Below are 26198 nucleotides of genomic sequence, written 5' to 3'. Positions count from 1 at the left end.
ACGAGCAATAAAAAACCGCAGGCATTGCCTACGGTTTTTTCTAACTTTGCTCACTCAATGCTTAACTATCATCTTCAGTGAAGTTGGTTGGTAGTTGCTTTTTCATCTCGTTCCAGATTTGAGCACTTTCCATACCGTAGTGGCGAATTACAACTGGCAATTGTTCACGCTGGCCCGTTTCACAAGTTTCTAGCAGTTGACGATAGAATCTTAGCGCCAAATCACGTGAGGCCGGGTTAGAGAAGTAGTAACTGCCAACTCGGTCATACAGCTTCTTCAAGCCATTGAAAATCAAACCGTAGATTTGGTTACCAGAGTGGAATGCCAAGCGTTGGAACAACATGTAATCGTAAAAGTTAAATGTTTTCGCGATCAAGATTTCCTGACGCTTTGCTTCATCTTTTTCGTTGTCTTCTTTAACGCTTTGAAGCACCTTATCCGCATACGGAGAAGAGGCAATAAAATCATCCCAAGATGATGCATTCACAAGCGCTTCACAAGACTCAATTACGTTCTTGATTGTACGCTCAGAGTTTTCTTTGTTCGCCTTGAATGCATAACGCATAAAGATAGGGCTGATGTTGGTACGTGCCGCAAGCAAATCTTCTACAATATTTGTTGCATTATCGACGTCTAGCGTCATCAACGTATCCAAGATATGCAGACCAGATGTCTCCATAAATTGGTTAACTTTTGTTGGTTTACCGTGTTGGATAGTCAACCATCCATCACGTGCTAGTCGTTGAAGAACCTCTCGTAAAGTCGTTCGAGTAACACCAATCAGTTCGGACAGCTCGCGCTCAGCAGGTAAAATTGAGCCAGGAGGAAAACGGCCGTTCCAAATGCTCTCGATAATATATTTTTCTGCGAATCCCGCAGGGCTTTTCGCCTTAATGACCATTCTACTTTTTATCCAATATTGATTTCTGAGGGTCGATACTACTCATCATACCACTACTTAACGATTTGAGAAAATTTACGATCAATTATTGAAACGATCCCTCAATATAGAGTTAATACTCTACACGTTCGCTGAATTTAAGATACTTAGTGAAGCAGTTCAAAGCCGTAAAATTTGTATTTTATAAAAAAGAAACCGAACACAAATAGAGAAAAAATAACGACAAGTACGTCACATTTTTATGTTTATAATATGCAAAATAAATTTGTATTCTCTGGTTAATATTCCTTTTTAATTGATCTTTTCTCGTCACTTGGCGTCATTTAAAATCCAAGGGGATTTTTTCAAGCTTTCCATGATATAGTAACGCCGTTTTGATCGCGTTATTACACTTAAAAAGTAGTTTTAGTCGGAAGCATTACGTTTTGTTATTGACTAATAAAAGCCGGAGTGTAGAGTTTGCGATCGAAAGTGAGCGGTGCTTGAGTTCAGGGGAAGTAACTTGGCAAAACTACAATAAAACAAAGGATTGTTGTTTTACTAAGTTATTGTTTTAAAAGACTAGTTAATAAGTCTAACAAACAGATACTTGAGCGCTAATTGTAGTGTCTATTCATAATATTGTTATAAAGAGAATTATCATGCCGATATCGCTCGGAAACGCTTTTATCAAGAATTTCCTTGGTAAAGCGCCTGATTGGTACAAAGTTGCCATTATAGCCTTCCTTATTATTAACCCGATTGTTTTCTTCCTAATAAATCCATTTGTTGCTGGGTGGTTGCTTGTCGCGGAATTTATTTTCACGCTTGCAATGGCTTTAAAATGCTACCCATTACAACCTGGTGGTTTACTTGCAATTGAAGCTATTGCTATTGGCATGACCAGCCCAGCGCAAGTAAAACATGAGTTGGTTGCGAATATAGAAGTATTACTACTTTTAGTATTCATGGTTGCGGGTATCTACTTCATGAAACAGCTTCTGCTGTTCATCTTCACCAAAATCCTGCTTGGTATTCGTTCAAAAACTCTGCTTTCGCTTGCATTCTGTTTCGCAGCCGCGTTTTTGTCAGCATTCTTAGATGCGTTGACAGTAATCGCTGTTGTCATCAGCGTAGCAGTTGGTTTCTACTCGATTTACCACAAAGTTGCTTCAGGTAACCCAATTGGCGATCACGACCATACTCAAGACGACACCATCACAGAACTGACTCGTGATGACCTTGAAAACTATCGTGCATTCCTACGTTCGCTGCTTATGCACGCTGGTGTGGGTACCGCTCTGGGCGGCGTAACAACGATGGTTGGTGAACCTCAAAACCTTATCATTGCAGACCAAGCGGGTTGGTTATTTGGTGAATTCCTAATCCGTATGTCTCCTGTGACGTTACCAGTATTTATCTGTGGTCTTATTACCTGTGCATTGGTTGAGAAGCTAAAAGTATTTGGTTACGGCGCACAACTGCCTGATAACGTACGTCAAATCCTTGTGGACTTTGACCGCGAAGAACGTAAGACACGTACAAACCAAGACGTCGCAAAACTGTGGGTACAAGGTATTATCGCCGTTTGGCTGATTGTCGCGTTAGCGCTTCACTTAGCAGCCGTTGGCCTGATTGGTCTGTCTGTCATTATCCTAGCAACGTCATTTACTGGTGTCATTGAAGAGCACTCAATGGGCAAAGCATTTGAAGAGGCTCTACCTTTCACTGCGCTACTCGCGGTTTTCTTCTCGATCGTTGCAGTAATCATTGACCAAGAGCTATTTAAACCTGTTATTGACGCCGTGTTAGCCGTTGAAGACAAAGGCACACAGCTTGCCCTCTTCTACGTTGCGAACGGTTTGTTATCGATGGTTTCAGACAACGTATTCGTAGGTACGGTATACATCAACGAAGTGAAATCAGCCCTTATGGAAGGCTTGATCACGCGTGAACAGTTCGACCTGCTAGCAGTTGCAATCAACACCGGTACAAACTTACCTTCTGTTGCAACGCCAAACGGTCAAGCCGCTTTCCTATTCCTACTAACGTCTGCGCTAGCACCGTTAATTCGTCTGTCTTACGGTCGAATGGTAGTGATGGCATTGCCATACACTGTCGTTTTGGCGATTGTAGGTCTGATGGGCATCATGTTCTTCCTAGAGCCAGCAACAGCGTCTTTCTACGATGCGGGCTGGATTGCACCTCATACCGGTGATCTGACTCCAGTTGTGTCTGGCGGACACTAAAATTTGAGTTGATTAGGAAACTTATACACGATAAAAAGCTCTGAGTATTCAGAGCTTTTTTCTATTTCAGACAGGATTGAAACCGTGACTATTTTTTCATCACTTAACCAATTTTCGAAGGGACGCGTATCGTGGTTGCTTCTTCTTTTGTTCATCATATTTTTTGAAGCCTGCGCACTCTACTTCCAACACGTAATGATGCTTGCACCATGTGTAATGTGTATTTATGAGCGTGTGGCAATGATGGGTATTGGCGGTGCAGCTATCATCGGACTTATCGCACCGAACAACGCACTATTCCGCTGGTTAGGGCTTATTGGTTGGGGATTAAGCTCGTACAAAGGATTGATGCTTGCAATGCAGCATGTTGATTACCAGTTCAATCCATCACCATTTGCAACTTGTGATCTTTTTGTCACCTTCCCAAGTTGGGCTCCGTTAAACCAATGGGTTCCTTGGATGTTTGAAGCGTATGGCGATTGTTCAAAAATTGTTTGGCAGTTCTTCGACTTATCGATGCCACAATGGTTGGAGGTTATCTTCGCTGGTAACTTGGTCGCTTTGGCGTTGATCGTGATTGCACAGTTCTTTCCGGTGAAACGTAAGAATCCAATTCGTTAAGACGTATAAAAATATAGATGAGAAAAAGCCGACCTTACGGTCGGCTTTTTATTGGGTCCGATTCAGTAACTCGCTTTTATAGTGTTACTTACCACAACATTGTTTGAACTTTTTACCGCTCTCACAAGGGCATGGATCGTTACGCCCCACATCTTTAAACGGGTTTAAGCTTTGAGATTTATTGCCAACCATTAGTTCATCTGCACCCAATGCGACTTCAACTAACATCAAATCAAGTTGATCAACAAGGTCTGTTAACGCTGGCGGTGTTTCAATGCCCGAGTCACGCATATGTTGCTGAGTAGACTCTTCATCAATGGCTAGCATCATTGTGGTAAGCAGCGCTTGCAGCATACGTTGTAAACCATCATTTAGCTCAACCTCTTGCCACTGCTCTTCAATCAAAGGCCAAACCGACATGAAACCTTCAGCAAAATCGGCTAACTGCTCAGGATCTTTTCCAGTTAGCTCTAGAGCTGAATACTCATTACGTAAAATACGGTTATGTTGCTTGTGAATTTGCTCTTCGACCGCTGGCTGAATCGATTTAAAACCTTCACCAAATAACGGCTCAAGCCAGGCCTCTGGCGCCAAAGGTTTTGTGGTTAGGTTTGCGGCAAGTACCGCACCTTCAATAAATAGCGAAGATTCATCAAGTTGAACTTCACCTTTTTCAATCAAAGTGTATTGCATGACATCTGGTTTCCCATGAATTTGGCGGCATTATACTCCAATACAAGTGAGATGCCAGTTGGCACCAGCGCCGAGTCTTTTAATGACAAACTTAGCCGACATCGCTACAATCGCCCTCCTTTTTATCACCAAACTGTATTAGGCAAACTATGCGAGTTGTATTAGGCCCAATGGAAGGCGTTTTAGACCATTTGATGCGCCAAATCCTGACCGAAATAAACGACTATGATCTGTGTGTGACGGAGTTCGTTCGAGTGATCGATCAAGTCCTGCCAGACCATGTCTTTCATCGCTTATGTCCGGAGCTTATGCAAGGCTCTCAGACCACTTCTGGTGTGCCTGTACATGTTCAACTACTAGGTCAAGAGCCACACTGGATGGCGGAAAACGCAATCCGAGCAGCAGAGCTTGGCGCGCGCGGCATCGACCTAAATTTTGGTTGCCCAGCAAAAATGGTCAACAAAAGCAAAGGAGGTGCGGCGCTATTGCAGCATCCTGAGTTGATTCATAGCGTGGTAAAAGCATGCCGTGACGCAGTGCCTGCGAATATCCCTGTCTCCGCAAAAATTCGTCTGGGCTGGGAAAACCCTGAAGACTGTTTTGAAATCGTGGATGCGATTCAATCTGCGGGAGCGAATGAACTGACCGTTCACGCACGTACTAAGCAAGGCGGTTATAAAGCATCTGAAATCAAGTGGGAATACATCAATAAAATTCGCGAGCGATTCTCCATCCCTTTGATTGCCAATGGTGAAATCTGGAATTTCGAAGATGGTCAACGCTGCATTGAAACCACTGGTGTCGACTCTCTGATGGTGTGCCGCGGTGCGTTCAACATTCCTAACCTAGGTAACATGGTAAAACACAACCACACGCCAATGGTTTGGTCTGATGTGGTCGACCTGCTGATCTACTACTCAAAGTTTGAAATGAAGGGTGATAAAGGTTTGTACTATCCAAACCGCGTGAAGCAATGGTTCGCTTACCTGCGCCAATCTTACCCAGAGGCTAACGAATTATTCCGCGAAATCCGAACATTTAATAAAGCAGCACCGATTGTTGAGCACATCCAGCGCTACCGAGATGAACTCCAATCGCGTCAAAGCCAAGTGGCTTAAGCACTCCACATGCACGAATTGTGCGTGATGGTTGAACGACAAATAGCTAAAAGGGCGATATTATCGCCCTTTTAGCTATTGGTCAGACTGCTTTTTAGCAAGCGCGCCTCGAACTAATAACAAATCTTGTTCTTTCCGGTACTTTTCGCTTCATAGAGCTTCTCATCAGCCGCCTTGAACAGTTCATCAAAGCTTTCCGCTTTGCTTGCAGAGCTAAAGACCACACCACCCGACACGGTAAATCCATTCTTCGTGACTCGTCGTGATCGTTCATCAATCGCTTTTTTGACTCGTTCGAGAATGTGCTTCATCCCTTCAATATCTTCATCGTATATCGCGAGAATAAACTCTTCGCCACCAAAGCGAGATGCGACGTCACTGTGACGAATGTTGTCTCGGATGCACTTCGCGACCAGTTGAATCGCAGAGTCACCTACGTCATGGCCGTAAGTATCATTGATAGTCTTAAAGTTATCGATATCGAACACAGCCAATGCCACGTTCTTCTTCGTCATTTTATTACGCCAAACGGCCTGCATTCCTCTGCGGTTGAGCAGCCCTGTCATTGGGTCTCTTGCAGCAAGATCTTTAAAGTAGCGACGTTCGGTGTGCATGTTGACATAAAACAGTACTACGGTACTCAATACGTAAATAAAGACCGCGACCATGATGCTGTACTTTTCAAAGAACGTTAAATTCTTAATCTCGCTCCATAAGTTATATTCGTAATAAATACTGTGATTGGCACTCAAGCGCTCTTTTTCAATGGGCTTGATCCGCACGGCATCTTCAGGAATCGTTTGGAAATTGGAAACTAAGTGCAGCTTCCCGACAAGGTTTTCAGAAGTCGTGAGCAGCGCATCGACATCAAAATCAATCGAGAGCACCCCTTGGTGGACGCCTTTTTCGTAAATTGGCACTGTTAAACTGATGATTTGTCCTTCCATGGAATCAAGCATCGGCCCAGGCCCAGCCAATGTAATGTTGACCTTATCTTGCGCGGTTTTTTGCCAGAATGGCCTCGCCTTTAACGTTGACCAAAGCTCTTTAGTAAAATTCTTCGCGTACTTATCGGGCGACGAAATCACATAACCACGTTTATCGATGTAATGGATACCAACAATGTGGGATTCAATATCATGAAGGAAGGACAAAGAAGGGGCAAAGCCTGCTTTTTGTTCTGCCAGTTTGTTGATTTTCGTCCCTGCCTGACACAAGCTTTTTTCGCCGACGATCATGTAGTCAACATCAACCGCTGGCAGTCCATCGCTGTAAACGTTCTCCAATAGCAAAACATCTATCGGCCATATATAGCAGATATCGCCTTTCACAATAGAGTTATGCTCTTCAGAAAGAGGGTTCGCGAAGTTTGAATAGTTGGTAAAGCTGTAGTCCAGTGCAGTTAAGACTTTGATACCACGAGTTAACGCTCTATCGATACGCGAATATTCAGTATCAATATAGCGATTGACTGCATCGTAGTAGTTTTTTGTAGTAACGAGCATTACCACAATGAATAGAACTAAAGGAAAGAAAACAACAAATGAGAGGCTAAATCGCCTTTGGTTAACCATTGAGTACCATTGTTTAAGTGTTCGCCTCTCATATGCATCGGCTTAAAGAGGCTGTTTATAGTTATTAATGAACATATTCACAAATTTTAATAAATATAGAATGCGGTGTCACTTCACTTGCCACAAATTGATACTTAATGCTGCCATATTGACAGAAACATGACCTTCATAATCAATTATTTCACACTTATCTAATAATTGATGCAAGTGTTTCGCATTCAAGCCTAACTGCCACAATGGTAGGTCAATCGTGCTTTCTTGTAGACCAATATTGACTGCAACAATGAGCGTCTCTTCACCAAGCTGTCTTGCATAAGCAAATGCCCTTTCGTCACAATAAAGCCATTGCATGCTGCCAGATTGTAGGGCTTTGAACTGTTTGCGAATTTCAATCCACTGTTGGTACAGATGGAGCCAAGGAGAACCCTGAACTAAATGCCAAGGGAAACAACGTCTGTTATCTGGGTCAAAGCTTCCCTCAAGACCGACTTCACTACCATAATAAATGCATGGTGCGCCGACATAAGTCATGAGTAAGGCCAACGCGATTTTCATTTTTTTCTCATCCCCATTCACCAAGGTGAGAAAACGCGCCGTGTCATGGCTATCGAGTTGATTGAGTTGTGAGAGCTGATTGGCAAAAGGAACTTTTGCTCTGGCTTCATCTAACCACGCTTTGAACTCAAAACCATCTATATCGATTGGGTCGTACGTGATGTCTTGATGCGCAATAAACGCTCGAACAGGGTGGGCAAAACCGTAGTAGTTCATCGCGCCGTCTTCTTGCTCCCCTTGCAACCATTGAGTCGCCTCAAAAAAATGCTCACCTAACACATAAGCATTCGGATTAACTGATTTGGTCGCTTGGCGAAATGCTTTCACGTAGTGAGCATTATTTTTCGCCCCCTCCCCTTCACCTAGCATATGAATGACATCAAAACGCCAGCCATCCACGGAATATGGTGGCTTCAGCCAATGTTTGATAACCGACGCCTCACCTTGGTAGATATATTCTCTGACTTCGTGATTCTCAAAATTCAATACCGGCAGATTGTCGATACCTTTCCAGCCAATATAGTGATTACTCTCCCCATCAAAGAAGTAATAGTCGCGAAAATCGGATTGAGGATTCCCGTACGCGCCTTTCCCTTTCTGCTGAATATCAAACCAAGGGTGATGCACAGAAGTATGGTTAAAGACTGCATCCAATACGATCTTCATGTTTTTGCTGCGGATTTTTTCGCACAATGACGCAAAATGCTCGTTAGTGCCGAACATAGGATCAATCGTGAAATAATCCGTGGTGTCGTACTTATGGTTACTTGGCGAGGAAAAAATCGGATTGAAGTACAATGCGGTCACACCCAATTGTTCAAGGTATCCAAGCTTTTGCTCAACGCCTTTTAGATCACCACCGAAGAACTCACGTGCCCCAGAGTTTTGGTGATTCCCTACTGGTTCTCCCCACATTTTAATCACAGCATCAGGATCGTACTCGCAGTACGCTTCACGAATCGCAGACTCACTTTGACTCGCGGCAAAACGATCAGGAAAAATCTGATAGAAAACTTGTTCTTGAACCCACTTTGGCGGTTGATGGTTTACATTCAATTTGAAATGAAATTCTTTGGGCGGAATACGTTTTTGCACTCCACGTGCGTCTAGCCAATATTGCTGACCATTTCTAACGACTTTAAATACATAGTGGGTGATGTCTCGATCTCTATTCGGCTCGAACGATACTTCCCACAGCAGTAACTCTCCAGCTCTGCCGCATTGCTCCATGGCGACAAGGTATTCTTCGTTGTCTGGCTCAATACGCACATAAACAGCATCAAATGTTAACGCTTCTGTTTTTAGACAGACCTTCACGCGTTTACCATCGAAGGCTAAACCATCAACCGTCTGGCTATGAAAGAGAAATGGCAAAGACATAATAAGCACTCTTTAATAGGTGGATATGCCACTATTTTATTAAAGAATGAGAGACAAAAAATCCTCCTTGGAAATTCGGAGCTTTACCTATTTTCTCAAGGAGGATCACACTTGGTAGGCGTAGTCGCGGCTCTGACTATGTCGAAGAAACGCGTAACGAATCAGACATGCTATTTAATTGAGCAATAAACTGTCATCCGAAAGTTCTTCACCTCGAACTTTAGAGAACATGTCTAGTAAATCAGGCACTTGCATATTGGCGCGCTGTTCTCCAGCGACATCCAGAACGATTTCTCCTTGGTGGAGCATGACGGTTCTGTCACCACAAGCGAGCGCGTCTTTCATCGAGTGCGTTACCATCATCACCGTCAAATCAAACTCATTGACGATACGCTTGGTTAAATCGATGACAAAAGCCGCCATACGTGGGTCAAGCGCGGCCGTATGTTCATCAAGCAGCAATAACTTACTCTCCGATAACGTCGCCATCACTAGGCTCACGGCTTGTCGTTGTCCACCAGACAACAAACCAATACTGTCACCTAATCGGTCTTCCAAACCTAACCCCAAAATACTGATGCGTTCTTGGAACAACTTGCGACGTTTGGCAGACAGCGCCAGCCCCCAGCCACGTTTTTTACCTCGCATGTACGCTAGAGCCATGTTTTCTTCAATGGTTAGCTCACCACACGTTCCAGCTAACGGGTCCTGAAACACTCGAGCGCATTGAGTAGCGCGCTGGGCAACCGTCTGCTTGGTGACATCTTTGCCGTCAATGATCACTTGACCACCAATCATTGGTGTCTCACCCGTCACCGCTCCGAGCAATGTCGATTTACCCGCACCGTTAGACCCGATTACGGTTAGAAATTGGTGCTCTGGTACTTCTAACGATACCCCTTTCAACGCGCGATTTTCCAAAATCGTACCAGGGTTGAACGTCACTTGGATGTTGTTAAGTTCAATCATAACGCCTCCCCAGAACCATTTTTAGATGCCGCTTGTTTCGCAGTCGTTACGCGTTGTTTGGCTTTCATACTTTGCTTGAGCTTAGGCGCAATGAGCGCTACCGCAACCAACACTGCGGTCACGAGGTTGAGATCCGAGGCCTGAAGGCCAAACATGCCAGAACTCAACGCAAAAGCGACGGCTAGTCGATACAACACCGAGCCCAAAATAACGGCGCAAACGGCAACCCAAATTTTGCGACCTGGAATGAGCGTTTGACCCAAAATAACCGCAGCCAAGCCGACCACGATGGTACCAACGCCTGATGTTACGTCAGCAAAGCTGTTGGTTTGCGCAAATAGCGCACCAGCGAAGCCAACAAATCCATTCGACAGCGCCAAACAAAAATAGGTGTAGAACCCTGTGCTTGCGCCTTGCGCAGACACCATTCGGCCATTCACACCCGTCGCTCGAAGGCCCAAGCCGAAGTCGCTATTTAGCAATCGCACCACCAAAAAGGCAGAGATGAGAACCAGTACGCCTACGACTAACGGACGAATAAACATCGCATCGCCCATCGATTCAAAAGGAGTGAGAATGGTGTCTTCACCCAAAAGAGCCATATTGGGTTTGCCCATGATACGAATGTTGATAGAAAACGCGGCAATCATAGTGAGGATGGACGCTAAGAGATGCAAAATTCCACAGCGTACAGCGAGAAATGCGGTGACCCAGCCTGTCATGCCACCAGCAATAATCGCCATACCGGTTGCAATCCAAGGGTTGATGCCTGCAACGATAGCTGTCGCAGCAACCGCGGCTCCCATAGGGAAACTACCATCAACACTTAAGTCAGGAAAATCAAGAACACGAAACGTAAGATAGACGCCCAAAGCAACCAAGCCATAAATCAAGCCGATCTCAAGCGCGCCAAAAAAAGCAAATGCAGACATAACTGCTCCTTTCTGCATGTTCAGATCGCTAGCAGCGATCTGACGTTACAACTTTCAACTTAGGTCGAGGTAAAGAGAGCAATCCACTCAGAAAAAACTTGCTCTCATAAACTTACGATTTACGAGCCCATTTTTCATGCTGAGACAAATGGGCCTGAGAGAAAGAGTCTTTACCTCAAGATAAGTGATTTACTGCATGCTAGTCGCACGTTGAACAACAGAACTCGGCAGTTGGATGCCCAACTTAGAAGCGGCGCTCTCATTGATGACCAAATCCGAACCCGTTGCGACTTTTACATCCAGCTTTCCTGGCTCTTGACCATCAAGTATGGCTGCTACGTAATCTGCCGTTTGCACACCGACTTGGTAGTAGTCAAAACCAAGGCCAGCAATCGCACCTTTTTCAACATAAGATGTTGCACCGCCAAAGACTGGCTTTTTCGCTTGGTTCGCCGCGACAATCATGCCTTCGATCGCACTCGCTACAGTGTTATCCGTAGGCGCGTAAAGGATGTCTGATTTTGCTGCGATGGCTTGCGTAGCAGATTGAACATCGGCACTTTTCAAAGCAGTGGCTTCCACCACTTTAATGCCTTTCGCCTCTGCACTTTCTTTTAGAAGATTAACCAGCGTCACCGCATTCGCCTCGCCAGGGTTGAAGACGACACCAATGCTTTTGACTTGAGGAAGGATTTCTTGAATGAGCTCAACGTGCTGAGCCACTGGAGACAGGTCTGATAAACCTGTTACGTTTTTGCCCGGCTGCTTCATAGATTTAACCAACTTGGCTCCTACCGGGTCAGTCACCGCAGTAAACACAACAGGAATCGTACGAGTCGCAGAAACCAGTGCCTGCGCTGACGGCGTTGCAATACCGACTAGCACGTCTGGGCTCTCTCCCACGTATTGACGCGCAATTTGTACCGCAATTGCAGGGTTACCTTGTGCTGTTTTATAGTCGAATTCTAGGTTTTTACCCTCTTCATAGCCTTTTGCTTTCAATCCATCTAGCAAACCTTGGCGAGTGGCATCCAAAGCTGGATGCTCAACGATCTGAGAAACCGCAACTGTTGCGGTATTAGCAAATACATGGGTGGAAGAAAGAATAGCAGTAGCGGATAGAACGGCAGTGGCTAATAAACGTTTCGTTTTCATCATAACTCCTTGATGTGTCTTCGTCCTTGTTTCACGAGCTTCAGCAATATGTGGGTACTCATGAGATCAAATGTGAGAAGGCGTGATGTTGTGTTTGCGTATCTGTGCACTTCTTGTGCATCTTATTTTTATTATTACTACTAAGTCTTAGTAAAGAAAAGAAACATTTAACACTAAGGCAACATTTGTGATCGCAAGATCGCATTCTATTACGCAACAATGTAATACACTCAAACGTAGCTAGAGGATGGTTGCGGGCTAAAGGCTTAGTCCCACTGCGCATACTGCGCGATGAGGATATAGACAAAACAAAAAATGGAGTGGCAATTGCACACTCCATTTAAAAATTGTTGAACGCTAAAATGAGTTAGAACCAGCGCTCTAGTGAGGACTTATCAAGCTGGCGGAAAGCACGATTCAAAATTATTGCGAGCTCTTTATAACGAGGTCGCGCTTTAACTGGCTCTAAGGCAAAGCCTGTTTCCACGATTTTTTGATGAAGTTCGCGATACCAAGAAGCCAATGATGGCGGTAATTTGGTGTTTGAACGAGCACCAAGCCACCAGATACCTTGCAAAGGCAAGCTGATAGCGAACAGGGCTACTACAATAGATTGAGGTAACGCGTTGTAATTGTTGAACGCCATTTGAGTGAGAACACTGATAGCAGCGACAGCTGGCATAACTTTAATGCCAAAACGAGTCGCTTTGATAATACGTTGCTCAGGAAATATGGCACCCAGCTCTTTACGAACTGGCCAGATCTCCATGTAACTTTGGCCATCTTTCAGGCTATGGATCAATCCGACTTTATTACTCATACCGCTCTCTCACTAAAAAATAGTTGAACATTTCAACTGAAGGTACAAAAAATTGATGAAAGTTAATATTCTTTCAAATTTTTTTTGTTATCATTGCCTATTATCGCTATCCTTTGCAGACCCTCAATCTCATTGTTGCTGTTATTTACAATTTAAGCAACTCCGAGATATCTATCTGCACGGATCGCATCATAGTGATGGATGGGTTCATCACTATTTCTTTATATGGAATTAGAACGATTTTTGACCAAGATTAGTACGCAGCATTGCTGATATCGGCTACTCTTGTGATTAATTTTTCATCCTTTAACTGATTTTGATCAGACGAATAACAGGTAGTCACACATGTCTAAGCTAGTTTTAGTTTTAAACTGCGGTAGTTCTTCTCTTAAATTTGCTGTTGTTGATGCCGAGAACGGCGAAGAGCATCTATCAGGTCTTGCTGAATGTCTTCACCTTCCTGAAGCACGTATCAAGTGGAAACTTGATGGCAAACACGAAGCTCAACTTGGTAACGGTGCAGCACACGAAGAAGCACTAGCGTTCATGGTAGAAACTATTCTTGCTTCTAAGCCAGAGCTTTCTGAGAACCTAGCTGCTATCGGTCACCGTGTAGTACACGGCGGCGAGCAATTCACTCAGTCTGCACTTATCACTGACGACGTACTAAAAGGTATCGAAGACTGTGCAACTCTAGCACCACTTCACAACCCTGCACACATCATCGGTATCAAAGCAGCTCAAAAATCTTTCCCAGCACTTAAAAACGTTGCTGTGTTCGATACTGCTTTCCACCAAACAATGCCTGAAGAGTCTTACCTATACGCTCTTCCATACAACCTATACAAAGAGCACGGTATCCGTCGTTACGGCATGCACGGTACTTCACACCTATTCATCACTCGTGAAGTTGCAGGCCTACTAAACAAACCAGTTGAAGAAGTAAACATCATCAACTGTCACCTAGGTAACGGTGCTTCTGTATGTGCAGTTAAGAACGGTCAATCTGTAGATACTTCAATGGGTCTAACGCCACTTGAAGGTCTAGTAATGGGTACTCGTTGTGGTGACATCGACCCTGCGATCATCTTCCACCTACACGACACTCTTGGTTACTCAGTTGAGAAAATCAACACAATGCTAACTAAAGAGTCTGGCCTTCAAGGTCTAACTGAAGTGACTTCTGACTGTCGTTTCGTTGAAGACAACTACGGTGAGAAAGAAGAAGCAACTCGTGCAATGGACGTGTTCTGTCACCGTCTAGCTAAGTACGTTGCTGGTTACACAGCAACTCTAGATGGTCGTCTAGACGCAATCACTTTCACTGGCGGCATCGGCGAAAACTCTGCACCTATCCGTGAAATGGTTCTAAACCGTCTAGGTATCTTCGGTATCGAAGTAGACAGCGAAGCTAACCTTAAAGCTCGTTTCGGCGGCGAAGGCGTTATCACTACTGAAAACAGCCGTATCCCTGCAATGGTTATCTCTACTAACGAAGAGTTAGTTATTGCTGAAGACACTGCACGTCTAGCAGGTCTTTAATTGAATTTTCTGGCTAGCCACTCGGCTAGCCAGATTTTCATCCAACGAATTTCTTAGGGGCTCAACTCCTATTCTTCGAGCGTCATGGAATAAGAGTTGAGCTTTTATCCCCCAATAGCTAAAGGTACTCTACGAATGTCTCGTACTATTATGCTTATCCCTGCAAGTGCTGGTGTTGGTCTAACTAGCGTAAGCATGGGTGTTCTTCGCGCAATGGAGCGCAAAGGCGTTAAGGTTTCTTTCTACAAACCAATTTCTCAACCACGTTCTGGTGGTGATCAACCTGATCTGACTTCTACTATCGTTGGCCACAACAGCGATATGAAGATCGGTGAACCTATGGCGATGTCTGTTGCTGAGAGCCTAATCGGTAACGACAACATGGACGAGCTACTAGAAACTGTTGTTGAGCGTTACAACCAAATCAATAAAGATGCGGATGTAACACTTATCGAAGGTCTAGTACCAACTCGTAAGCACCCATTCGCTAACCAAGTGAACGCTGAAATCGCAGCAACACTTGGCGCAGAAATTGTTCTAGTGGCTACTCCAGGCACTGATAACCCAGCTCAACTTAAAGAGCGCATTGAAGTAGCATGTTCTAACTTCGGCGGTACTAAGAACAAAAACATCTCTGGCGTTATCATCAACAAGCTAAACGCACCTGTTGACGAAGCTGGCCGTACTCGCCCTGACCTATCTGAAATCTTTGACGATGCAGATAGCGCGAAGCAAAACGAAATGAAAGTGATGGAAATCTTCAACACTTCTCCAATTCGTGTACTAGGTTGCGTGCCATGGAGCATCGATCTTATTGCTACTCGTGCAATCGACATGGCGAAGCACCTGAAAGCAGATATCATCAACGAAGGTGACATCAACACTCGTCGCATCAAGAGCATCACGTTCTGTGCACGTTCTCTGCCAAACATGATTGAGCACTTCAAACCAGGTTCTCTACTTGTTACTTCTGCAGACCGTCCAGACGTAATCGTTGCAGCTTCTCTAGCGGCAATGAACGGCGTTGATATCGGTGCTGTACTGCTAACTGGCGGTTACGACATCCCACGTGAGATCGAAGGTCTATGTAAGCCAGCGTTCGAAACTGGTCTACCTATCTTCAAAGCACAAGGTAACACTTGGCAGACTTCTCTAAACCTACAGAGCTTCAGCATTGAAGTACCTGCAGACGACAAAGAGCGTATCGAGTTCATTAACGAGCACGTTGCTGGTCACATCGACGGTAACTGGATCGAGTCAATGACGGAAGGTACTCAAAAATCTCGTCGTCTAAGCCCACCAGCATTCCGTTACCAGTTAACTGAACTTGCTCGTAAAGCAGGTAAGCGCATCGTTCTTCCTGAAGGTGATGAGCCACGTACAGTGAAAGCAGCGGCTATCTGTGCAGAGCGCGGCATTGCAGAATGTGTGCTTCTAGGTAACCCAGCAGAAATCAAACGCGTTGCAGCACAGCAAGGTGTTGAGCTAGGTGCTGGCGTTCAAATCATCGACGCTGATGCTATTCGCGAAAACTACGTTGCTCGTCTGGTTGAGCTACGTGGCGCGAAAGGTATGACTGAAGTTGTAGCTCGTGAGAAACTACAAGATTCAGTATTCCTTGGCACAATGATGCTTGAGAACAACGAAGTTGACGGCCTAGTTTCTGGTGCGGTTCACACTACGGCGAACACTATCGTTCCTCCGTTCCAAATCATCAAGACTGCACCAAACGCGTCTATCGTATCTTCAGTATTCTTCATGCTTCTGCCTGATCAAGTACTGGTATACGGTGACTGTGCGATCAACCCAGATCCAACAGCTGAACAGCTTGCTGAAATCGCTATCCAATCTGCTGACTCTGCAGCAGCATTCGGTATCGAACCACGCGTTGCAATGATCTCTTACTCTACTGGTGAATCTGGTAAGGGTGCAGACGTTGATAAAGTACGTGAAGCAACAAAACTGGCTCAAGAGAAACGTCCTGATCTTATCATCGACGGTCCTCTACAGTACGACGCTGCGATCATGGAAAACGTTGCTGCTTCTAAAGCACCAAACTCTCCAGTTGCAGGTAAAGCGACAGTATTCGTATTCCCAGACCTAAACACTGGTAACACGACTTACAAAGCGGTACAACGTTCAGCTGACCTAGTATCTATCGGTCCAATGCTGCAAGGTATGCGCAAGCCAGTAAACGACTTGTCTCGTGGCGCGCTAGTAGACGATATCGTGTACACCATCGCTCTAACAGCAATCCAAGCAACTCAAGAACAGAAGTAATTCTTTTCTTTGCTTGAATGAATAGTCAAAGCCCTCGATTCGTCGAGGGCTTTTTTGTTGTTCAAGACACACGGTTTAGAAAACAGATACTCAATACAAGACAAAGAACATCAGTGCCCCAACGGCAACACATCCCACCATCACAGGCGCGACCCTAAGCCATAATTTTTTGTCTCCTATCGCGACAACCATACTCATCTTAACAATGGTATTGACCGATGCTGCAATTAAGATACCCAACGCGGCGGTGGTTACGCTCAATATTTGGATGCTCTGACGACCGAGCGCCAAGGAAATCGCGTCTACATCCGTAATCCCTGAAAGGGCCGATAAAATTAAGACACCCGCATTACCGAACCACTCAGCTAGCGCATGTGACAGCAGCATAATCACCGCCAGCATCATCCCAAAAAACAGCGCCGATTGCAGTGCGAGTGGGTTGCTCTGTTTGTTCGATTGTTCGATCTGTTCCACTTCGCTCCGCCGCCATATCCACCAAGCAGGCAAATACAGCGCCGCCATCATGGCCATCACAATCGGCCATAGTAACGAGACAAGTTGAGGATTAATCACAAACAGAATAATCAACAGCCGAGGAAACATGGTGCCGCAACTCAAGAGTATGCCACTGGCGAGCAATGGGCTGATATTGGCTTGCTCCCGAGAAAGATGGGAAAACTGCAGTGTTAACGCCGTCGAAGAACTTAAACCTGCAAAAATGGAAGTGAACAATATGCCACGTTTCGCCCCACCGATTTTGATTGCGAAATAGCCCACAAACGAAATACTGGCAATCAACACAACCATCCACCAAATCTCGTAAGGGTTAAGAGCGTTCCAAGGGCCATAGGATTGATTTGGAAGAAGCGGCAATAACACGATGGAGATAATCAGCAACCGGAGCGCTGCATCCAGCTCGTATTCCTGTAATTTTTGCAACGCTTGGTGAAGTTCTCGTTTGTTGTCGAGCACCACTGCGGTAATCACAGCTGCAGATGCCGCAAGCACCGCTTCTCCCGACACAGCTAAACTGCCCAACACAAACGTCACCAACAAGCTAACCACGCCAGTAATACTGATATCACGACTCTTCTTCTGCTGCATGACAAACGCGATACACGCCAATATCACCAACGCAATCAAGGCAAAACCAAGCAATAAAGGAGAATAGAGATCCGCAAGAATCGCGACAAGACCACCAAGTAACCCGACAAGAGAGAACGTACGAATACCAGCAACACGACTACCTTCAACACTATTTCGCATCACCCAGCCGCGCTGTGTCCCGATAATCGCACCCAATAGCAAGGCAATAAGCAGATTCCAGATAAGATGCTCGCCAGTCGCAAACTCGTTGATATCCATGCATCACCCCGTTAAAAAGCGGTTGTCATATCATTAGTTTATTTGAATATTGGTAAGAAGCTGTGACGACAAGAAGATAATCTGAAACTGGCTACCGTTCCTGCCTTACCAGCGGGTCTTGTCCTAGCTTTTAACTATCACCAGAGCTCAATAATACGGAGCGATTTTCCCTCTCCCGTTCAATTTATCGGCATTATTTTCATATCATCTGAACTTTCTTACGAGAAACTACGTAACGAAGATGGAATGCAATTACGCAATCTCACACATAAGTAAGGAATACATATGAACAACTCCATCAACAACTCATTTCTAAAGTTTGGTTTAGCTGCATGTCTGTTCAGTTTTTCTGCATTTAGTTTTTCCTCTCCAAGTATTGAAGGCGCAGATCAAGATATGTCCGCGGGCACGGTAACGGCAAAAATGGCTCATGCTGACGAAAACGGCTGGATGGTTGTACATCGAACAGATGAATCGATGAAGCCAGGCCCCGTGATCGGCTATGCTCCGCTTAAAATGGGACAAAATGAGAACGTGAATGCAATTTTGATGGAACCGGTTGAGTCCGGTGACATGCTAATGCTAATGATCCACGGAGAAAAAGGTGGAATGAAGACGGGCGTATTTGAGTATTCACTCGGAGCCAAAGAAGATGGCCCAGTAAAGGTTGACGGTAAGTTGGTGATGGACATCGTCCGCGCTAAATAAAGCGAGCATATATTTAAAAAATGCCCCTCTATCTCCCAGTACTTAGCGTAAATAAAAGCCCTTAACAACGCAGTTCGTCGTTAAGGGCTTTTGTATTGGATGAACCGTTACAAACTAACCGGTCATTTCTCTTTGGTGAGGAGAACTAAAGTCTAAATCAGGCCCTTTAGGCACCACTTGCGTTGGATTAATCCCTGTGTGACTGAAGTAATAATGGCGCTTAATATGATAGAAATCGGTGGTATCGGCGATACCGTCAATCTGATACAACTCTTTCAGATAACCCTGAATATTGACGTAATCGGCAATGCGTTGTTTATTACACTTGAAGTGCCCAACATACACGGCATCAAAACGCACTAACGTGGTGAACAAACGCCAATCGGCTTCCGTAATTTTATTGCCTGCTAGATAGCGATGGGTCGCCAGATGGGCATCAATTTTATCTAAGGCCGAAAACAATGATTCAAAAGCCTCTTCATACGCTTCTTGTGAAGTAGCAAAACCGCAACGGTACACCCCATTATTCACGTTTGGATAAATGTAATCATTCCATTCATCAATCACACCGCGTAGTGGCTCGGGATAATAATCGTCATGATTGCCCGTGAGATCGTTAAATGCGGAGTTAAACATACGAATGATCTCTGACGATTCATTCGACACGATGGTGTTGGTCTTTTTGTCCCATAAAACTGGCACCGTAACACGCCCTGTGTAGTCGGGTTTCGCTTGAGTGTAGATTTGGTGCATACGTGTATGACCAAACAGCGGCTCGGGTAAACCCATTTGCCAACCTTGACTGAGCATATCAGGGCAAACAACCGTCACATCAATGTGTGGCTCTAGACCTTTCAACTTACGGAAGATAAGCGTTCGATGTGCCCAAGGACACGCGAGAGAAACGTACAAATGGTAACGGCCAAATTCTGGTTGGAATACCGCCTCTGAATCATTTTTAATCCAGTCACGAAATCCAGCGTCTTCACGAACGAACTTCCCGCCATTCGCTTTTGTGTCATACCACACATCGTGCCATACGCCTTCGACCAACTTACCCATGATTGCTCTCCTATTTCTTATGTCTCCCTTTATATTAGAGATTCATAAGAAACAGAAAATCATCACGCTTAGGACATCTTGTTCAAGAAATTCGAATGAGCATTGAAATTCATGTTCAAAGAAAATGAGCATAAAAAAAGCGCGACCCTAGTAAAAGGAATCGCGCTTAAGCCCGTCACAGGCTGAATTTACTTAACCTAACATTTGGTTGGTTACACGCTCACGTGAATACAAGAAACCGCGTGAATGTCTGTACCTTCAATCGTAGGTTTGGTTTTTGCACACTCTTCTGTCGCTTGAGGGCAACGAGTACGGAACACACAACCTGAAGGAGGATTGATTGGTGATGGCAGATCCCCTTCCAACATTTGGATGGTTTTATTGCGTTCTAACTCTGGGTCTGGGATTGGAACCGCCGACATCAGCGCACGCGTATAAGGGTGCTTAGGGTCTGCAAATAGCGCATCCGCTTCGCCTAACTCTACCGCGTTACCCAAATACATCACGAGAACACGATCAGAGATGTGTTTCACCACTGACAAATCGTGTGCAATAAACACCAAAGAAAGTCCTAGCTCTTTTTGCAGCTCTTTCAGAAGGTTAACGACTTGAGCCTGAATCGATACGTCTAGCGCCGAAACTGGTTCGTCACAGATGATCATTTTTGGCTTAAGGATAAGTGCGCGTGCGATACCGATACGCTGACACTGACCACCTGAGAATTCGTGCGGGTACCGGTTGATTACGTTTGGCAATAGACCAACTTTCGCCATCATCTCTTTAACGCGGTCTTTCACTTCTTGCTTAGACAGTTCTGGATAGAACGTTTCTAGCGGCTCAGCGATGATGTCGCCAACCGTCATACGCGGGTTAAGAGAAGCCAAAGGATCTTGGAAAATCATCTGGATTTCTTTACGCGTTTCACGGCGCTGTACATCTTTCATTTTGGTGAGGTCTTGGCCTAACCAAACCACTTCGCCATCGGTCGCTTCAACAAGTCCAATGATGGCACGTGCGAAGGTCGATTTACCACAACCTGACTCACCTACTACGCCAAGCGTTTCCCCTTCATAGAGGCGCACATTTACGCCATCTACCGCTTTTAGGCTGGAAGGTTTTGACCAAGGCCACGCTGATTTTGATGCGATGCTGAAGTGAACTTTCAGATCAGATACATCCAGAATTAACTTTTTATCTGCGCTCATTTGTTCCAAGCCTCCCATTCAGAAAAACATGCACGCTGACGACCATCACCAAATGGCGTCAAGATTGGTGCCTCACGCTTACAGCGGTCCATCACACGATGACAACGCTCTTGGTAAGGGCAGCCCGGTGGTAGACGCAGTAAGTTTGGTGGATTGCCAGGAATGGTTGGCAGAATTTCGCCTTCTGTATCCAGACGAGGGATCGCCTTTAACAGACCTTCCGCATAAGGGTGGCTTGGGTTGTAAAAAATTTCGTTTACGTTGCCGTACTCCATCGTACGACCTGCGTACATCACAAGCACTTTGTCACATGAACCAGCAACAACACCTAGGTCGTGGGTGATCATAATGATTGCAGTGTTGAACTCGGATTTCAGCTCGTTCAACAAGTCCATGATCTGTGCCTGAACGGTTACGTCCAACGCGGTTGTTGGTTCATCAGCAATAAGCAGTTTAGGACGGCACAATAGCGCCATCGCAATCATTACACGCTGACGCATACCGCCTGAAAATTCGTGCGGATACATGGTGATACGTTTGCGAGCTTCAGGGATTTTTACCGCTTCAAGCATGCGAACAGATTCTTCAAACGCTTCTGACTTGCCCATGCCTTTATGCAGCATCAACACTTCCATCAGCTGATCGCTCACTTTCATGTATGGGTTTAGCGAGGTCATCGGATCTTGGAAGATCATCGCGATCTGTTCTGCACGAACTTTGTTCAGCTCTTTTTCTGGAAGGTTAAGAATTTCTCGACCTTCAAATTTCGCACTGCCTGAGATCTTGCCGTTTTTCGCCAGTAGACCCATGATTGCGAATACAGTTTGTGATTTACCTGAACCAGATTCACCCACGATACCGAGAGTTTCGCCCTGCTTCAGAGAGAAGTTCAAATCGTTTACTGCGGTTACGATACCATCTTGGGTGGTAAATTCGACACGCAGATCTTTGACATCTAATAAGCTCATCATTGCTTCCTTAATCTTATCTTTTAATTATCTGTCTTTTGGATCCAGCGCGTCGCGCAGGCCGTCACCAACGTAGTTGAAGCAGAATAGAGTCACAACCATGAACGCCGCTGGGAATGCCAACTGCCAAATTGCTACTTCCATTGTCTGTGCACCTTCTTGTAGAAGTGCGCCCCAACTTGTCATTGGTTCCTGAACACCAAGACCAAGGAATGATAGGAATGATTCGGTCAGAATCATGCTCGGAATTAGAAGCGTAGAGTAAACCGCTACAATACCTAATACGTTCGGTACAATATGGCGAGTAATGATCTTCCAATTACTTACACCACAAACATGCGCCGCTTCGATGAACTCTTTACTACGTAGGCTGAGTGTCTGACCACGTACGATACGCGCCATATCCAACCAGGCGATTGCACCAATCGCAACGAAGATAAGAATGATGTTACGGCCGAAGAAGGTAACAAGTACGATAACTAGGAACATGAACGGTACAGCGTACAAGATTTCTAGAATACGCATCATAATGCGGTCAACTTTACCGCCAATGAAGCCAGAAGCCGCACCGTAAAGTGTACCAATCAATACCGCTACGAATGCACCCATCACGCCAACCATTAGCGAGATACGGCCGCCGATTAGAGTACGCACGTACAAATCTCGACCAAGACTGTCGGTACCAAACCAGTGTTCAGAGTTTGGCGCAACGTGCATTGCATACCAGTCAGTATCGTCAAAAGCATAAGGAGCGATCATCGGCAGAACAATTACCGCCAACGTCATTAAAACAAGAATAAATAAGCTCACCATCGCCGCTTTGTTACGCATAAAGCGGATACGAGCATCTTGCCAAAGACTGCGACCTTCAATCTCTAAGTTCTCAGAGAATTTTTCAATCGCTTCTAGGTTTTCTTTTTTCGTCAACATAACCAAACTTCCCTGTTAGTAGCGAATTTTCGGGTCAATCATTGCAAGTAGAATATCTACAATCGCGTTGAATAAGATAAATAGGAAACCAATCAGAATGGTTACACCCATTACTAGCGAGTAGTCACGGTTAAATGCAGCGTTAACGAATAGCTTACCGATACCCGGCAAACCAAAGATGGTTTCGATAACAACAGAACCCGTGATGATGCCTACGAAAGCAGGACCCATGTATGAAACAACAGGAAGAAGTGCTGGTTTAAGAGCATGTTTGATGATGATGTAACGGTAACTCAGACCTTTAGCACGAGCAGTGCGGATAAAGTTACTGTTTAGTGTCTCAATCATTGAACCGCGAGTAATACGGGCAAACGTTGCAACGTAAAGCAATGACATACCAATAACCGGCAACACTAAAAACTGCCAGCTACCATCTTGCCAACCACCCGCAGGGAAAATGTGCCAATGTAGAGAGAATAGGTAAATCAGAGCTGGCGCCAATACGAACGACGGCATAACCACACCAAGCATCGCGGTCGACATTATGGTGTAGTCAACCCACGTATTCTGCTTGAGAGCCGCTATCGTCCCGACCGTAACGCCCATGACCAACGTAAAAATGAAGGCGATAAAACCCACTTTCGCTGACACTGGCAGAGCAACGGCGATCAACTCGTTTACGGTGTAATCTAGGTATTTAAACGATGGACCAAAATCACCTTGCAGAACGTTGGTCAAATACGTTGTGTATTGCTCGAATACTGGCTTATCAAGGCCGTATTTCGCTTCAATGTTCGCCATAACTTCTGGCGGTAGTGGACGTTCTGTCGAGAAAGGGTTTCCCGGTGCAAAACGCATAAGAAAGAAAGATACGGTGATCAAAACCAACATTGTTGGGATCGCCTCAAATATCCTTTTTGCGATGAATTTAAGCATAAACTCACTCTTTCAGTCTGTGACAATTTAAATGAAAAAGAATAGTCCGATTTATTTTGGACTGAACATAGGCGCTACATGCAATTTCTCACATGCAGAGCCTAGTTTTTATAGTTCTATCTGATTGAAGATTTACTCAGTGATGTAGAGATCTTTAGAGTAGATCTTTTCTTCCGCGTTGTTTGATGGGAAGCCACCCACTTTCGTAGATAGTAGACGTGATTTCACGTACTGGTAGATAGGTGCAATTGGCATATCCTTCGCCATTAGCTTCTCAGCTTCTAGGTAAAGCGCCTGACGCTCTTCGTTTGACGTAGAGCTGAACGCTTTATTCATAATTGCATCATATTCTTTGCTGTCGTAGTGAATACCACCAGTGGTGTTGTTGCTCATCATTAGAGTCAAGAATGACGAAGCTTCGTTGTAGTCACCACACCAACCAGCACGAGCAACTTCGAAGTTACCTGAGTCTTTTGTTGATAGGTATGTTTTCCACTCTTGGTTTTCTAGCGTTACATCTAGACCAAGTGTTTTCTTCCACATAGAGCCTAGAGCAACCGCAATTTTCTTGTGGTTCTCAGACGTGTTGTAAAGAAGGTTAAACTTAAGTGGGTTATCTGCGCCGTAGCCTGCTTCTTCCAATAGACGAGCCGCTTCTGCGTTACGCTCTTCTTGCGTCATCTTGCCGTAAGCAGGAATTTCTGGGTTGAAACCTGCTGTGATTTCTGGCGTTAGGAAGTAAGCTGGTTTTTGACCTTGAGCTAAAATCGCATCAGTTACGATGTTACGGTCAATCGCGTAAGAGATAGCTTGGCGAACACGTACATCATCAAACGGAGCTTTCTTCGTGTTGAAGATGTAGTAGTAAGTACATAGGTTACCCGTCACAGATACTTCTTGTGGGTGCTCTTTCTTCAGACGCTTGAAGTGCTCTGTTGGCAGTTCGTTCGTGAAGTCGATTTCACCCGCTAGGAAGCGGTTCATTTCTGCAACTTGGTTTTCAATCGGTAGGAAAGTAACTTTCTCTAGTGTGGTGTTTTCGTTGTCCCAGTATTGCTCGTTACGCTTCAATACTAGACGCTCGTTCACAACCCAGTTGTCAACAACATAAGCACCGTTACCAACAAAGTTCTCTGGCTTCGTCCATTGATCGCCGAACTTCTCTACTGTCGCTTGGTGAACAGGTTTCACTGTTGTGTGGCCCATCATCATCACGAAGTAAGGTACAGCTGTATCTAGCTCTACCACTAGAGTGTGGTCATCCACAGCTTTAACACCCAGCTCGCTCTTGTCTTTTTTGCCAGCAACGATGTCTTTCGCATTCTTCATCTTGGTGTATTCCATGTACCAAGCGTATGGAGAAGCCGTTGCAGGGTCGACAGCACGTTGGAAACTGTAAACGAAGTCACCTGCTGTTACAGGATCGCCGTTTGACCATTTCGCGTCTTTGCGTAGGTGGAAAGTGTATGTTTTGTTGTCTTCAGTTTCCCAAGATTCTGCAACACCTGGGATAGTGTTACCGTCTGCGTCTTGGTTTACTAGGCCTTCAAGTAGGTCGCGAATCACGTGAGACTCAGGAACACCTTGAGATTTGTGAGGGTCTATTGTCGCAACTTCTGTACCGTTACCACGCACCAATTCTTGAACTGCTGCTAGTTTCGGTTCTGAAGAATCAGCTTTTGCTTCTGGTGCAGGTGCCGGCTGAGCCGCCTGTTTTTCTTCTGGCTTATTGTCGCCACAACCCGCTAGGGCAAGAGAAAGACCAGCACCAATAAATAAAGCGCGCGTGATTTTATTCTTATACATGCGTAAAACTCCAAGTTTTTTCGTTAGCATCCATGACTTCTCTATAAGGGACTGGAACGGTCAGCGTTTTAGATTTTTTTAGTGCACTTTCTGAGCACAAAAGCCTAAAACCTTACAGAGACTGCGGCACACATTAGCAATCATTGAAGTAATTTGCCATAAAAATGTAGCAAAAAAACTAATAATTCTGTAATAACCGCACATATCTAGCAATAAACTCCAATACAAAAGCATTCACTAGTAAAATGAAGACTGTAACTGACATTTATCAGCCAAAACTTTCGATTACTCTAAATTTAAACTATTTGATAGCATCTTATGCTAGATATTTGCATATCATTTAACATTTGTGACAAACGAAGTCTAACAAATAATCGTTTATATATTGCTCGATATTTTTTATTGTGAACAATGTCACCGAGATAAAACACGGGTGTTTTCGAAGATAAG

Annotated in this window: 21 protein-coding genes; 6 read left to right on the top strand and 15 right to left on the bottom strand. The window is 44.8% G+C overall.

Annotation, left to right across the window (positions count from 1 at the left end):
* Window positions 1-61: 61 nt before the first annotated feature.
* Window positions 62-901 (bottom strand): fatty acid metabolism transcriptional regulator FadR, encoded by an 840-nt coding sequence (fadR, locus tag NL646_RS12160; protein ID WP_005461531.1) that lies wholly within the window; start codon window positions 899-901, stop codon window positions 62-64.
* A gap of 641 nt (window positions 902-1542) precedes the next feature.
* Here fadR and nhaB point away from each other — a divergent pair.
* Entirely contained in the window at window positions 1543-3129 is a 1587-nt protein-coding gene (gene nhaB, locus NL646_RS12155; RefSeq protein WP_005461506.1) for a Na(+)/H(+) antiporter NhaB, read from the top strand.
* Window positions 3130-3213: 84 nt separating this feature from the next.
* Window positions 3214-3750 carry a disulfide bond formation protein DsbB gene (gene dsbB / locus NL646_RS12150; protein WP_025535112.1) on the top strand — a complete coding sequence of 179 codons (537 nt, stop codon included), beginning with the start codon at window positions 3214-3216 and terminating at the stop codon, window positions 3748-3750.
* 84 nt (window positions 3751-3834) lie between these two features.
* Here dsbB and NL646_RS12145 read toward each other — a convergent pair whose 3' ends face one another.
* Window positions 3835-4443, bottom strand: a complete 609-nt coding sequence (locus NL646_RS12145) for an SEC-C metal-binding domain-containing protein (RefSeq protein ID WP_253664273.1) — start codon at window positions 4441-4443, stop codon at window positions 3835-3837.
* Window positions 4444-4592: 149 nt separating this feature from the next.
* Between NL646_RS12145 and dusC the strand changes: the two genes are divergently transcribed.
* Window positions 4593-5561 (top strand): tRNA dihydrouridine(16) synthase DusC, encoded by a 969-nt coding sequence (gene dusC / locus NL646_RS12140; RefSeq protein ID WP_005461533.1) that lies wholly within the window; start codon window positions 4593-4595, stop codon window positions 5559-5561.
* A gap of 113 nt (window positions 5562-5674) precedes the next feature.
* On the opposite strand, the gene NL646_RS12135 is transcribed toward dusC, so the two are convergent.
* From NL646_RS12135 to yfbV, 6 genes are all read right to left on the bottom strand, one after another.
* Complete coding sequence (locus NL646_RS12135; RefSeq protein ID WP_005493122.1) at window positions 5675-7135, bottom strand: sensor domain-containing diguanylate cyclase; 1461 nt, start codon at window positions 7133-7135, stop codon at window positions 5675-5677.
* Window positions 7136-7243: 108 nt separating this feature from the next.
* Window positions 7244-9070, bottom strand: coding sequence for a maltodextrin glucosidase (gene malZ / locus NL646_RS12130; protein WP_115206390.1), 1827 nt, complete (start codon window positions 9068-9070; stop codon window positions 7244-7246).
* Between the two features lie 174 nt (window positions 9071-9244).
* On the bottom strand, window positions 9245-10039 hold the full coding sequence (locus tag NL646_RS12125) for an ABC transporter ATP-binding protein (protein ID WP_005482418.1): 795 nt from the start codon (window positions 10037-10039) through the stop codon (window positions 9245-9247).
* Window positions 10036-10971: an ABC transporter permease gene (locus NL646_RS12120; protein ID WP_005461508.1), complete on the bottom strand. Its 936-nt coding sequence runs from the start codon at window positions 10969-10971 to the stop codon at window positions 10036-10038. Before NL646_RS12120 ends, NL646_RS12125 begins: the two co-directional genes overlap by 4 nt.
* A gap of 189 nt (window positions 10972-11160) precedes the next feature.
* Window positions 11161-12126: an ABC transporter substrate-binding protein gene (locus NL646_RS12115; RefSeq protein WP_005461481.1), complete on the bottom strand. Its 966-nt coding sequence runs from the start codon at window positions 12124-12126 to the stop codon at window positions 11161-11163.
* Between the two features lie 367 nt (window positions 12127-12493).
* A complete protein-coding gene (gene yfbV / locus NL646_RS12110) occupies window positions 12494-12946 on the bottom strand; it encodes a terminus macrodomain insulation protein YfbV (RefSeq protein ID WP_005461479.1) in 453 nt (150 codons plus the stop codon).
* A 345-nt stretch (window positions 12947-13291) separates the two neighbouring features.
* Between yfbV and NL646_RS12105 the strand changes: the two genes are divergently transcribed.
* Both NL646_RS12105 and pta read left to right on the top strand, forming a co-directional pair.
* Window positions 13292-14488 (top strand): acetate kinase, encoded by a 1197-nt coding sequence (locus NL646_RS12105; protein ID WP_005461478.1) that lies wholly within the window; start codon window positions 13292-13294, stop codon window positions 14486-14488.
* A gap of 135 nt (window positions 14489-14623) precedes the next feature.
* Window positions 14624-16768: a phosphate acetyltransferase gene (gene pta, locus NL646_RS12100; protein WP_005461502.1), complete on the top strand. Its 2145-nt coding sequence runs from the start codon at window positions 14624-14626 to the stop codon at window positions 16766-16768.
* Window positions 16769-16858: 90 nt separating this feature from the next.
* Here pta and NL646_RS12095 read toward each other — a convergent pair whose 3' ends face one another.
* Window positions 16859-18133 (bottom strand): MgtC/SapB family protein, encoded by a 1275-nt coding sequence (locus tag NL646_RS12095; protein ID WP_020838701.1) that lies wholly within the window; start codon window positions 18131-18133, stop codon window positions 16859-16861.
* Window positions 18134-18418: 285 nt separating this feature from the next.
* Here NL646_RS12095 and NL646_RS12090 point away from each other — a divergent pair, with 285 nt between their 5' ends.
* Window positions 18419-18841 (top strand): hypothetical protein, encoded by a 423-nt coding sequence (locus tag NL646_RS12090; protein WP_031815427.1) that lies wholly within the window; start codon window positions 18419-18421, stop codon window positions 18839-18841.
* Between the two features lie 114 nt (window positions 18842-18955).
* On the opposite strand, the gene NL646_RS12085 is transcribed toward NL646_RS12090, so the two are convergent.
* The 6 genes from NL646_RS12085 to NL646_RS12060 form a co-directional block, all read right to left on the bottom strand.
* Entirely contained in the window at window positions 18956-19903 is a 948-nt protein-coding gene (locus NL646_RS12085) for a glutathione S-transferase family protein (protein ID WP_140330589.1), read from the bottom strand.
* Between the two features lie 212 nt (window positions 19904-20115).
* Window positions 20116-21108, bottom strand: coding sequence for a murein tripeptide/oligopeptide ABC transporter ATP binding protein OppF (oppF, locus tag NL646_RS12080; RefSeq protein ID WP_017447834.1), 993 nt, complete (start codon window positions 21106-21108; stop codon window positions 20116-20118).
* Window positions 21105-22076: an ABC transporter ATP-binding protein gene (locus tag NL646_RS12075; RefSeq protein ID WP_005482402.1), complete on the bottom strand. Its 972-nt coding sequence runs from the start codon at window positions 22074-22076 to the stop codon at window positions 21105-21107. Before NL646_RS12075 ends, oppF begins: the two co-directional genes overlap by 4 nt.
* A 27-nt stretch (window positions 22077-22103) precedes the next feature.
* Window positions 22104-23006: an oligopeptide ABC transporter permease OppC gene (gene oppC / locus NL646_RS12070; protein ID WP_005482423.1), complete on the bottom strand. Its 903-nt coding sequence runs from the start codon at window positions 23004-23006 to the stop codon at window positions 22104-22106.
* Between the two features lie 15 nt (window positions 23007-23021).
* On the bottom strand, window positions 23022-23942 hold the full coding sequence (gene oppB / locus NL646_RS12065) for an oligopeptide ABC transporter permease OppB (protein WP_017447833.1): 921 nt from the start codon (window positions 23940-23942) through the stop codon (window positions 23022-23024).
* A gap of 132 nt (window positions 23943-24074) precedes the next feature.
* The gene (locus tag NL646_RS12060; RefSeq protein WP_054391303.1) at window positions 24075-25748 is read right to left on the bottom strand and encodes an ABC transporter substrate-binding protein; all 1674 of its coding nucleotides are present in this window, start codon (window positions 25746-25748) and stop codon (window positions 24075-24077) included.
* Between the last annotated feature and the right edge of the window lie 450 nt (window positions 25749-26198).

This window comes from Vibrio sp. Y20_XG_PY13 (assembly GCF_024181925.1).
Lineage (GTDB): Bacteria > Pseudomonadota > Gammaproteobacteria > Enterobacterales > Vibrionaceae > Vibrio > Vibrio parahaemolyticus.
This window is presented reverse-complemented; position numbering and strand designations above follow the sequence as displayed.